Annotated in this window: 8 protein-coding genes, 1 tRNA gene and 1 pseudogene; 8 read left to right on the plus strand and 2 right to left on the minus strand. The window is 43.5% G+C overall.

Annotation, left to right across the window (positions count from 1 at the left end):
• The 6 genes from AY606_RS01310 to AY606_RS01335 all read left to right on the plus strand — a co-directional run.
• Window positions 1–944 (plus strand): lactate permease LctP family transporter (locus tag AY606_RS01310; RefSeq protein ID WP_081408342.1); only part of this gene is annotated, 944 nt, incomplete at its 5' end.
• Window positions 945–964: 20 nt separating this feature from the next.
• Entirely contained in the window at window positions 965–1708 is a 744-nt protein-coding gene (gene lldR / locus AY606_RS01315) for a transcriptional regulator LldR (RefSeq protein ID WP_067863541.1), read from the plus strand.
• Between the two features lie 2 nt (window positions 1709–1710).
• Window positions 1711–2865: an FMN-dependent L-lactate dehydrogenase LldD gene (lldD, locus tag AY606_RS01320; protein ID WP_067863544.1), complete on the plus strand. Its 1155-nt coding sequence runs from the start codon at window positions 1711–1713 to the stop codon at window positions 2863–2865.
• A 295-nt stretch (window positions 2866–3160) separates the two neighbouring features.
• Window positions 3161–4858: a D-lactate dehydrogenase gene (gene dld, locus AY606_RS01325; RefSeq protein ID WP_067863546.1), complete on the plus strand. Its 1698-nt coding sequence runs from the start codon at window positions 3161–3163 to the stop codon at window positions 4856–4858.
• A gap of 184 nt (window positions 4859–5042) precedes the next feature.
• Window positions 5043–7076, plus strand: coding sequence for an NADPH-dependent 2,4-dienoyl-CoA reductase (locus AY606_RS01330; RefSeq protein ID WP_067863548.1), 2034 nt, complete (start codon window positions 5043–5045; stop codon window positions 7074–7076).
• A 97-nt stretch (window positions 7077–7173) separates the two neighbouring features.
• Window positions 7174–7264: transfer RNA gene (locus AY606_RS01335), tRNA-Ser, on the plus strand.
• A gap of 252 nt (window positions 7265–7516) precedes the next feature.
• On the opposite strand, the pseudogene AY606_RS01340 reads toward AY606_RS01335, so the two are convergent.
• Window positions 7517–8267, minus strand: a pseudogene (locus AY606_RS01340) (LysR substrate-binding domain-containing protein); the annotation flags it as partial.
• A 251-nt stretch (window positions 8268–8518) separates the two neighbouring features.
• On the opposite strand from AY606_RS01340, the gene AY606_RS01345 reads away from it, so the two are divergent.
• Together AY606_RS01345 and epmA are read left to right on the plus strand one after the other, a co-directional pair.
• A complete protein-coding gene (locus AY606_RS01345) occupies window positions 8519–9586 on the plus strand; it encodes a 4-phosphoerythronate dehydrogenase (RefSeq protein WP_067863550.1) in 1068 nt (355 codons plus the stop codon).
• A gap of 2 nt (window positions 9587–9588) precedes the next feature.
• Window positions 9589–10575, plus strand: a complete 987-nt coding sequence (epmA, locus tag AY606_RS01350) for an EF-P lysine aminoacylase EpmA (protein ID WP_155858104.1) — start codon at window positions 9589–9591, stop codon at window positions 10573–10575.
• A gap of 99 nt (window positions 10576–10674) precedes the next feature.
• Here epmA and AY606_RS01355 read toward each other — a convergent pair whose 3' ends face one another.
• Entirely contained in the window at window positions 10675–11910 is a 1236-nt protein-coding gene (locus tag AY606_RS01355) for a multifunctional CCA addition/repair protein (RefSeq protein ID WP_067863557.1), read from the minus strand.
• Between the last annotated feature and the right edge of the window lie 13 nt (window positions 11911–11923).

Below are 11923 nucleotides of genomic sequence, written 5' to 3' on the forward strand. Positions count from 1 at the left end.
TAACATCTAATTTTGTTGGTCCCGAATTACCCGATATTACGGCGGCAATTGCTTCATTAATAAGTTTGACTATTTTGTTGAAATTGTGGAAACCAAAACATATTTTCCGCTTCCAAGATGAAGACGTTAAATTAGATGAAACGGTTGTTGCGGCAGCACGTAAGCAATATAGCTTAGGTCAAATTGCAAAAGCATGGTCGCCATTTGCGGTATTAACTGCAATGGTTACGGTTTGGAGTATCAAACCATTTAAAGATTTATTTGCTAAAGATGGTGCGCTCAGTGATTTGGTGGTTTCGATCAAAGTGCCTTATTTGCATCAGATGATTCAAAAATTACCCCCTGTGGTTCCTGAAGTTAAAGATTACGATGCAATCTATAAATTTGACTGGTTCTCTGCGACGGGTACAGCAATTATGATTGCCGCAGTCATCACCATCATTTATTTAAAAATGAAGCCGAAAGATGCGGTGGCGACTTTCGCTGAAACAGTAAAAGAATTGAAAACGCCAATTTATTCGATTGGTATGGTATTGGCCTTTGCCTTTATTGCCAACTATTCAGGTTTATCTGCAACGTTGGCATTGGCACTGGCCCATAGCGGTAAAGCCTTTACTTTCTTTTCGCCATTTTTGGGTTGGATCGGGGTGTTCTTAACCGGTTCCGATACTTCTGCCAATGCGTTATTTGCGGCATTACAAGCCACTACAGCACAGCAAATTGGTGTTCCTGAGGTGTTATTGGTTGCAGCAAATACCAGTGGCGGAGTCACCGGAAAAATGATTTCACCGCAATCCATTGCGATTGCCTGTGCCGCGGTAGGGCTTGTAGGCAAAGAATCTGATCTGTTCCGTTTTACCGTTAAACACAGTATCGTCTTTACCATCATGATGGGTATTATTGTTAGCTTACAAGCTTATGTGTTCCCGTGGATGATTCCATAACACGCCATTGAGGTCAGCAAATGAAAGTTTCCGACAAAGTCGTACAAAGCCTGCGCATATTGATTGAGCAAAACAATATGCAAGTTGGAGACCGTTTGCCTGCTGAACGAAAATTATGTGAACAACTGGGCGTGTCCCGTTCCTCTTTACGCGAAGCCATTCAGCAACTGACCAGTCGAGGTATGTTGCTGAGTAAAGTGGGAGCCGGTAATTTTTTGCAGCAATTGCCGACCAATTGGTCACAACATCAAATAGTGCAGCCTTTAAGTGATTTGATTGATCAGGATCCGGCTTACCGCTTTGATGTGCAGGAAGCACGAACTATTTTGGAAGGCGGAACAGCGTGGTATGCCGCAGAGCGTGCCACACCGGAAGACCTGCAAAATATTCGGGATTGTTATGCGCAGATTAGCCATTTTCAAGCCATTGGTGATGATGATCAGGCCGCACAGGCTGATGCCAGATTTCATCTTGCCATTGCCGAAGCTTCGCATAATCTGGTGCTGATCCAGATGATGCGTGGCTTATTTGATTTATTGCAATTCAACGTGGTTCTGGGACGCCGAAAAGTGTATTCCGAACCTCATCGTTTTGATCAGTTGCATTTACAGCATCAACAAGTGATAGATGCGATTGAACGTCGAGATCCAGAAGCTGCCCGACAGGCAGTGTGTGGACATATTGAGTTTGTTATCCAACAAGTACGCTCGATTGATGAGGAAGATGCCCGTCGTCAGCGTGCGAGTCGATTAAATAGGATTTAACCATGATTATTTCTTCTGCTAATGATTACCGCGAAGCCGCTAGACGTCGCTTGCCACCTTTCCTGTTTCATTATATTGATGGGGGCGCATATGCGGAATATACACTCAAGCGTAATGTAGAAGACTTATCCAAAATTGCTTTACGTCAGCGTGTTTTAAACGACATGTCAGAACTAAGCTTAGAAACCAAATTATTTAATGAAACCTTGTCGATGCCTGTGGCTTTATCGCCAGTCGGATTGACTGGGATGTATGCACGCCGCGGTGAAGTGCAGGCGGCGGTCGCGGCAGATAAAAAAGGCATACCTTTTACCTTATCGACGGTTTCCGTATGTCCGATTGAGGAAGTGGCACCGGCCATCCAGCGCCCGATGTGGTTTCAGCTGTATGTATTACGTGACCGCGGTTTTATGAAAAATGCCTTGGAGCGTGCCAAAGCCGCGGGTTGTTCAACTTTGATTTTTACTGTGGATATGCCCGTTCCAGGCGCGCGCTACCGCGATGCCCATTCTGGAATGAGTGGCGCCAACGCCGCCATGCGCCGTTATTTGCAATCGGTATTGCATCCGCAATGGGCGTGGGATGTGGGATTGCATGGCCGTCCGCATGACTTGGGCAATATTTCAAAATACTTGGGCAAACCGACCGGACTTGAAGATTATATTGGCTGGTTAGGCAATAATTTCGATCCGTCTATTTCATGGAAAGATCTGGAATGGATTCGGGAATACTGGGATGGACCGATGGTCATCAAGGGTATTTTAGATCCTGAAGATGCCAAGGATGCAGTACGTTTTGGGGCCGATGGTATTGTGGTCTCGAATCATGGTGGACGTCAGCTGGACGGTGTTTTATCCAGTGCCCGTGCTTTACCGCCCATCGCCGATGCAGTTAAAGGCGAGATTAAAATTCTGGCCGATTCCGGTATCCGTAATGGTCTGGATGTGGTGCGTATGCTGGCGCTGGGCGCAGATACCTGCATGCTCGGCCGTGCCTTTGTCTATGCCTTGGGTGCAGCGGGTGGAGCAGGGGTTTCTAATCTTCTGGATTTGATCGATAAAGAAATGCGGGTAGCGATGACTTTAACAGGTGCCAAAACCATTGCGGATATTAGCTCCGATTGTTTGGTGAGATTGGATCGAGAGTTGGTCGTGTGATTTTTAATTAATTTTTTTTCAGATGATTTATACAGGAATGCTCCTTCTCTTTGCGCCAAAAATAGCTCAGGGAGAAGGTGAGGATGAGGGAGCTTTAATTTTTTTGTCAACACCTCTGCCTGACCCTTTCCTAGAAGGAGAGGGAACTTCAATTACATATTTATACGCTCGTTTTTAGAATCGAAATGTTTTGGATCTCAAAAGATCATTGGATGAATGAAAAAAATCCAAATCCATAAAGTACGACGTTAAAAAAATTATCGTTTAGATATTTATAAATGGAAAAATGCCGAACATGAGTTCTCCAACAAATTCACCGCAAACCATTCAAAACCTCATCACGATTGTCGGCAAGCAGCATGTACTGACCGATGACAACGATACCCGTTTATACCGTCAAGGTCGTCGCTATGGTTCAGGTCAAGTGCTTGCCGTTGTGGCGCCCGGTTCTTTGGTTGAACAATGGCAAGTTTTGCAAATTGCTGTTCAGGCAGATTGTATTGTGATTATGCAGGCGGCCAATACCGGCCTCACCGGGGGTTCAACCCCTTTTGGTGATGATTATGATCGGCCTGTGATTTTAATGAGTACTCGCCGATTAACCGGTATTCAAGTAATTAATGATGGGAAACAAGTGGTTTGTTTGCCTGGAGCAACATTAGATAAATTGGAAAAGCAGTTGGCGCCGTTCAATCGTGAGCCACATTCCGTGATTGGTTCATCCTGTATTGGCGCGTCAGTTTTAGGCGGAGTTTGTAATAATTCGGGTGGGGCCTTGGTTCGCCGTGGACCAGCCTATACCGAACTTGCGCTGTATGCCCGCGTCAATGATGCTGGACAGCTTGAGCTGGTTAATCATTTAGGGGTAAACCTAGGCTCAACCCCTGAAGAAATTTTATCAAAACTGGAAAATCAGCAATATCAAATTGATGATATTCAGCACGATTCTAATTGTTGTGCATCTGATCAGCATTATGCTCATGATGTCACTCAAGTCGATGAAAATACTCCAGCACGCTTTAATGCAGATCCATCGCGTTTGTTTGAGGCTTCAGGTTCAGCAGGAAAAGTCTGCGTGTTTGCGGTACGTCTGGACACTTTTGAAAAGATTCCCAGTCAGGTCTTGTATGTCGGCACCAATACGCAACAAGATTTGACCGCAATTCGCCGTTTTCTCCTCACCGATTTAGCCCGCTTGCCGATTGCCGGTGAGTATATTCACCGGGTCGCTTATGACATTGGTGCCGAATACGGTAAAGATACGTTCATGTTTATCGAGAAATTCGGGACTGCCAAAGTACCGGCGGCTTTTGCCATGAAAGATAAGGTCGATGGCTACTTGGAAAAAATTGGCATGAAAGGGCTGTCAGATAAAGTCTTGCAAATGGTGAGTAAATTTTTACCCTCGCATTTGCCGAAACGCATGAATGAATTTCGTGATCTATACGAGCATCATTTGGTGCTGCGCATCGAAAATCAGGAGGTGGAACAGGTTCAGCAATTTCTGCAATACTATTTTGCAGATCATCCCACTGGAAACCATTTTTTGTGTAGCGAAGAAGAAGGCCGTAAAGCCTTTTTACATCGTTTTGCCATTGCAGGTGCAGCGATTCGTTATCGTGATACGCATTTAAATGAAGTGGAAGATATTGTCGCGCTGGATATTGCTTTACGCCGTAACGACCGTGAATGGGTGGAAACCTTGCCCAAGGAAATGGATGAGCTGATTATTCATAAGTTGTATTACGGGCACTTTTTATGTCATGTTTTCCATCAGGATTATATTGTGAAAAAAGGCGTCGATCCTTTGGCGATGGAACATCAAATGTGGCATTTATTGGATAAGCGCGGTGCAGAATATCCTGCCGAGCATAATGTCGGACATTTATATGTGGCCAAGCCTGCGCTCAAAAATCATTATCAAAAGCTGGATCCAACCAACAGTTTTAATGTCGGCATTGGACATACCTCGAAATTAAAACACTGGAATTAAAATCCTGTAATTAAAATATAAATAATCATGTGTTTTATATGTGGTGCAGTCTGAAAACTGCACCTTTTTTATGGAAAATTGACTGTTTCGTCAGACAATGTGGCAAAGATGTCATAAACAAATAAATAAAAATAGGTAAAGTAGTATGCAACAAGTTGCAAAGCCAATAAATTAAGGATTAATCATGACAACAAGCTATGCAAATATTTTAAAACCGCTACATTTGGGCTTTACGACCATTAAAAACCGTGTCGTGATGGGTTCTATGCATACCGGTCTGGAAGACCGTTTTTACAACTATGCAAAACTGGCAGCATATTTTGGAGAACGTGCAAAAGGTGGGGTGGGGCTGATTATCACAGGCGGGATTTCACCGAACCGTCAAGGCTGGTTACTGCCAGCTGGCGGAACCATGAATAACTTGGGCGATGTGGCGCCGCATCGTCTAGTGACCCATGCGGTACATAAGCATGGCGCAAAAATTTTGATGCAGATTCTGCATTCTGGACGTTATGGTTACCAGCCTTTTGTGGTTTCTGCCAGTCCAATCAAATCGCCAATTTCACCATTTAAACCGCGGCAAATGAGTGAAAAGCAGATTCTGGATACCATTGATGATTATGCACATACCGCCAGCATTGCCAAAAAAGCTGGTTATGACGGTGTGGAAATCATGGGGTCGGAAGGTTATTTGCTGAACCAGTTTTTAAGCCGTCATGTTAATCAGCGCGATGACCGCTGGGGTGGTGATATTCTAAACCGCATGCGTTTTGCAGTGGAAATTGTACGCGCGATCCGTGAAAAAATTGGGGAAAACTTCATTATCTGTTTCCGCCTGTCGATGCTCGATCTGGTTCATGATGGCAATACCATGCAGGAAGTGATTACCGTAGCTCAAGCTCTGGAAAAGGCAGGGGTGACTTTGCTGAATACCGGTATTGGCTGGCATGAAGCACGTATTCCGACCATTGTGACTTCAGTACCGCGCGCTGCATTTGCAGACTATACTGCTGAAGTGAAAAAACATGTGGCAATTCCAGTGATTGCATCCAACCGTATTAACATGCCTGAAACAGCCGAAGCCATTTTAGCGGCTGGAAAAGCAGATATGGTGCAGATGGCACGACCCCTGTTGGCCGATGCCTTTTGGGTCAATAAAACTGCGACCAATCGGGTTGATGAAATCAATACCTGTATTGCCTGTAACCAAGCCTGTTTAGATCATACGTTTAAAAACCAACGTGCAACCTGTTTGGTTAATCCACGCGCTGCTTATGAAACTGAATTGGTGTATGTCAAAACCAAAAATCCTAAAAAAATTGCCGTTATTGGTGGTGGCGTAGCAGGAATGTCTGCTGCAACCGTGGCTGCAAGTCGTGGTCATCGGGTCACTTTATTTGAAGCTGCCACTGAGGTCGGTGGACAGTTTAATTTAGCCAAAGTGGTACCGGGTAAAGAAGAATTTCACGAAACCATCCGTTATTTTAAAGTTCAGATTGAAAAAACCGGGGTGGAACTGCGCTTAAATACTAGAGTCAACCGGGAGCAATTGGAACGTGAAGGATTTGCTGAGGTGATTGTCGCAACTGGTGTTGTACCGCGTAGTTTAAAAATTGAAGGTAGTGACGCACCTCAAGTGTTGTCTTATGCAGAGGTGTTGCGCGGCGCTCCAGTGGGTCATAGAGTTGCAGTAATTGGTGCCGGTGGGATTGGTTTTGATGTCTCGGAATTTTTGTTAAGACCTGAACATCAGCCACAACCGCAACCTTTGGAAGATTGGCAGCGCGAGTGGGGCATTGATCCAAATCCAAATTATATTTCTGAAGGCGGCATGCAAGCGGCTGAAGTAGATCATCCGGTACGCGAGATCTATTTGTTACAACGTAAAACCACCCCACTGGGGATTGGATTAGGCAAAACTTCAGGTTGGGTGCATCGAGCGCAATTGAAAAAGCATGCTGTGAAGATGCTACGCGGTGTGCAATATAAGTCTGTTACCAGTGAAGGCTTATGGATTGAAACCAACGGTTATGACCAACTGTTACGGGTAGATACCGTGGTGGTGTGTGCAGGACAAGAGTCAGTCAAAGATCTTATGCCAAATGATGATGATTTTACCTTAGCAAATTACCATATTATTGGCGGTGCCAAACTGGCAGCAGAGCTGGATGCGAAGCGCGCCATCCGTGAAGGTGCTGAATTAGCAGCCAGATTATGATTTTTTAACTCAATGTGGTGAAACTATATTCAGTTGAATGGTTTGCTTGCAATTTTTGCTTGTCAGTTTTTAAAAAGCTCCGTATGATTGCGCACATGGAAGCGTGGCAGAGCGGTTTAATGCACCGGTCTTGAAAACCGACGAGGGCTTATACCCCTCCGTGAGTTCGAATCTCACCGCTTCCGCCAAATTCAAAACCCCGATCAATGATCGGGGTTTTTTATTGCCTAAAATTTTTTATTGATAAAAAACTTAAGTATAAATGAAGCAGAAAATCTGAAATTTATAACGATATGATTTTTGAATTATCACCGACAAGTAGTTGGTTTTTATACCGTATAAATACACAATAGAGCATGACTAAAAAACTTGAAAAAGATGATTTAGCTTCATGGTTTCTATCTTAGCTGACCTAAATAAAAGCATGGAGATACGCTGTTTTATGCTTCTATATTTCTATCATCATTTTTAGTGAATGAAAGCAGTAATTCTTGTTGAATCCAATCAATAAATTTTTGGATCAGTGGAGAGGACTCTTGACTAGAATGTACTAAATAATAAGAGTGGCTTCCTTCCAGTTTTTTACTGGAGGCAATGACTAATTTTTTATTATGTAATTCGGGATTAATCAGTATTTGTGGAATGAGCGCCATACCCATGGATTGCTTGGCTGCAACCGCTAACATGGAGAACAGTTCATGCCGATGACCATCGTAGGCTTTTGGATGAAATATTTGATGGGTTTTAAACCATTCATGCCAAATGGTCGGGCGCGTGGTTTGTTGTAATAGAGGAAGCTGAATTAGCTGTTCAGGACTTAAATCATAGCTGTATGCATTAATCATTTGCGCATCTAGGAAATTTTTTTAAAATCAGCTGCGGGGAGCAAACTGCAATCAGATCTTCTTTCATGAGGTAATGGGTTTGTACACCTGGCCAGTGTGCAATTTGTTGCGGAGTTCCTGCATATATTGCAGCATCAAAGATAGTTTCATTAAATAAGAAGGGCTTGGTGCTGGTTTCTAAATGTACGGTAATTTCAGGATAAATTTCATTAAAGCGGTGCAGTTTGGGAAGTAGCCAACAGGTTGCAAAAGTGGGAACCACCCCTAATTTTAGCGTTCCCCCTAAACCTTTGTGTGCCATGATATCTAAAGTACTTTGCTCCAGACCTAATAAATAAGGTTTGATCAGGCTCCTTAATCTATTTGATTTAAGCTTTACTGATGGCTGTTTTGACCGATTTTTTTACAGAATTCGGTCTTTTTAATTTTTGCTGGTTCAACATCGAATTGATAAACGAGTCGAACAGTCTGGAAAATAAAAAATGGGGGTTACGAACGATTTAATCTCGCGCTAAGCCTTTGCTGCTACTTTAACGTGCATAGTCAGATTCGCTTTCAAGGGTTATTATAGCGGTCTTCATGTCATTGGAACGCACTATGAAAATCGTTGCAGATGAAAATCTGGCCTTTACCGAATATTTCTTTGCAGATTTTGGCGAGATTCAGCAAGCAGCAGGGCGGACTTTAACCCATGCAGATGTACAGGATGCTGAAGCTTTGCTTGTTCGTTCTGTGACCCAAGTAAATGAACCGCTTATTCAAGATACAAAATTAAAATTTGTCGGCAGTGCCACCATTGGTACCGACCATCTTAATATTCCAGCTTTAGAAAAACACCATATCGCATGGTCAAATGCGGCAGGATGTAATGCCCAAGCAGTGGCTGAATATGTAATTACCGCACTGCTATATTTACAATCCGATTTAATCGATAAAAACGAGCAATTCACCCTCGGTATTATTGGTTTGGGGAATGTCGGTTCACGTCTAGCCTATATTGCAAAATTAATTGGTTGGAACGTGATTGGCCATGATCCCTTTGTTAACCATGAACATATCCAACAAGTTGAATTAGAACAATTATTAAAAACAGCAGATGCCATTTCTATTCATGTCCCCTTGACCACAACCGGTGAGCATCCAACTTTTCATTTGATCAATGCTGATGCCTTGGCAACAATGAAACCTGAAGCGATCTTGATTAATTCAGCACGTGGTCCCGTAGTCGAGGAAGCGGCACTGATTGCTGATCTTCAACAGACCAAGCGTCAAGTGGTTCTGGATGTGTTTGAACATGAGCCGGAAATTTCAGAACAACTGTTAATTCTGATTCGACTGGTTACACCGCATATTGCGGGCTATAGCCTGGAAGGTAAGGCTCGAGGTACGCAAATGATATACGATGCCTTGTGTAAAACTTTTGATTTCACTGCAGACAAAAAGTTTGAAACCCAGCTCCCCGTATGTGAACAATATTTCCAGAATCAGGATTTGAAACAGGTACTAAAACAGTATCTTGCTCAAATTTATGATATTGCACGTGACGATGCAAATCTGCGTGCCTGCTTAAAAGAGGGCAAGGTGGATCAGAAAGCCTTTGATTATTTGCGTAAAACCTATCCCTTACGTCGTGAATGGGCAGCGCACGGAGGCCCTAAAGCATGAGCATGGCGAATACAGAAAGCATCAATTATCAACCGACATGCGATATCAAAGCTATAAAAGCCCGTGCCAAAATGTATGGTCAAATCCGGCAGTTTTTTGCTCAACGTGATGTGCTTGAAGTAGAAACACCGATATTGTCCCAAGCTGGCGTAACCGATGTGCATCTAGCATCTATTCAAGCCCAACGTCATCTCGGTGGTCGCAAATACACTCATTATTTACAGACTTCGCCTGAATTTTCCATGAAGCGATTACTTGCCAGTGGCAGCGGTGCAATTTACCAAATTTGTAAAGTCTTTCGAGATGATGAGCATGGACGCAAACACAATAGTGAATTCACCATGCTGGAATGGTATCGCCCCCATTTAAGCTTGAAAGAACTGATGTTTGAAGTCACCGATTTGCTCAATGTGACTTTGGTGCATCGTTTTGGTGCTGTTCGCCCAACGATTTTAAGTTATAAACATGCTTTTATGGACCGTCTGGATCTCAATCCCTTACAAGCCAGTTTAAAACAGCTCAAAGACTGCTGTAATCGTATCGGTCTAAATCTGGATTTGGGGGATGACCGCTTGGGTTATATCGATCTGTTATTTTCACATATGGTTGAACCGAGTCTGGGCTTTGATACGCCGGTATTTTTAACCGATTTCCCCCCGGAAATGGCATCACTTGCCAAAGTTAAAGTCGATGAAGATGGGGAACAGGTCGCAGCACGTTTTGAGCTTTATATTGAAGGTTTGGAATTGGCCAATGCCTATGATGAGCTGATTGATGCTGCGGTATTACGTTGCCGTTTTGCAGCCGATAATCTGGAGCGTGAAAAGCTTGGCTTGCATGTGATGCCGATTGATGAATATCTACTGGCAGCTTTACCGCATATGACCGAATGCTCAGGCATTGCTTTAGGCATTGACCGTTTATTGATGGTGGCGACTGAACAAATGAAACTGGAAAAAGTCATTACTTTCCCTGCGGATGTGTCTTGATATAAATCATCGTCTTAAATCCCTCTGTAATAATAAAGGGGAATTTTTTATCATCCTCGCGACATAAAAAAGCTTCTCAAAAGAGAGGCTTTTTATAAGTTATTCAGCAGCAATAATCTGCCGGGCTTTTAATTCTTCAAGCGCTTGAATACGCCGTTGAATCAACATTTCACCAATATCAGGGCCACTGATATCCGGTGGTAAATCCTGCGCTTTAATGCCACGAACCACTTCCATTGCATCTAACACATATCGTGCTTGCGGATACTCACGATCTTCTAGGCCTAAGCGACCACGTGAATCACATTCACAAGCCTGAACATAAGCTTCCACACGTTCAGGTCGACGTAATACATCTAGTCGTTGTAATAAGCGCCATAAAGTGCCCGGTTTAAGATTCAAAGCTTGATGACATTTTAAATGTTCTTTACATACTGCAAGGGCAAGCTGTTTGGTATTTGTGGGAACTTTAAGACGTTCACAGACTTCGGTGACCGGATTTATCCCACGTTCTTCATGCATGATATGACGCGGTAATTCCTCTGTTGGCGTGAGGGCTTTTCCTAAATCATGAACCAGAACAGCAAAGCGGACATCCAGTGAATAGTTGGCTTTACAGGCTTGTTGTAGCGACATCATGGTGTGAATGCCACAATCAATTTCCGGATGATATTCAGGACGTTGCGGAATACCATATAAAGCTTCTAATTCCGGAAACAGAACTTTTAAAGCACCGCAGGCACGCAGTACTTCAAAATATTCATCAGCATGATCTTCCATCAAGGCGCGAGAGGTTTCTTTCCATACCCGTTCTGGAGTCAATGCCTGTAATTCACCCGATTCAGCCAGTTGTTGCATCAGTGCCAAAGTTTCAGCTGCCACCGTAAATCCGAGTGATTTATAACGTGCGGCAAAGCGTGCAATACGGAGAACTCGCAATGGATCTTCAACAAAAGCATCGGATACATGACGCAATATTCGATTGGTTAAATCTTGCTGACCATGATAAGGGTCATATACCTTGCCATCTTCATCCATTGCCATCGCATTAATGGTCAGGTCACGACGGATCAGGTCTTCTTCAAGGCTGACACTTGTATCTGTATAAAATTCAAAGCCATGATAACCCTGACCGGATTTACGCTCGGTACGGGCTAAAGCATATTCTTCTTTTGTTTGGGGATGGAGAAAAACAGGGAAATCTTTACCCACAGGCTGATAGCCCTGAGCAAGAAGTTGTTCAGGTGTTGCACCAACAACCACATAATCTTTTTCGTGATAGGGGTGACTGAGTAAGTGATCACGTACTGCACCGCCTACTAAATAAACTCGCATGAAAAAAACCTCT

It is taken from the genome of Acinetobacter sp. SFB, assembly GCF_001647545.1.
Taxonomy (GTDB): domain Bacteria; phylum Pseudomonadota; class Gammaproteobacteria; order Pseudomonadales; family Moraxellaceae; genus Acinetobacter.

Excerpts from the sequence above, each read along its gene's own strand:
- AY606_RS01345 (WP_067863550.1), top strand. The coding sequence starts at position 8,519 with ATGAAAATCGTTGCAGATGAAAATCTGGCCTTTACCGAATATTTCTTT.
- epmA (WP_155858104.1), top strand. The coding sequence starts at position 9,589 with ATGGCGAATACAGAAAGCATCAATTATCAACCGACATGCGATATCAAA.
- AY606_RS01330 (WP_067863548.1), top strand. The coding sequence starts at position 5,043 with ATGACAACAAGCTATGCAAATATTTTAAAACCGCTACATTTGGGCTTT.
- dld (WP_067863546.1), top strand. The coding sequence starts at position 3,161 with ATGAGTTCTCCAACAAATTCACCGCAAACCATTCAAAACCTCATCACG.
- lldD (WP_067863544.1), top strand. The coding sequence starts at position 1,711 with ATGATTATTTCTTCTGCTAATGATTACCGCGAAGCCGCTAGACGTCGC.
- lldR (WP_067863541.1), top strand. The coding sequence starts at position 965 with ATGAAAGTTTCCGACAAAGTCGTACAAAGCCTGCGCATATTGATTGAG.
- AY606_RS01355 (WP_067863557.1), bottom strand. The coding sequence starts at position 11,910 with ATGCGAGTTTATTTAGTAGGCGGTGCAGTACGTGATCACTTACTCAGT.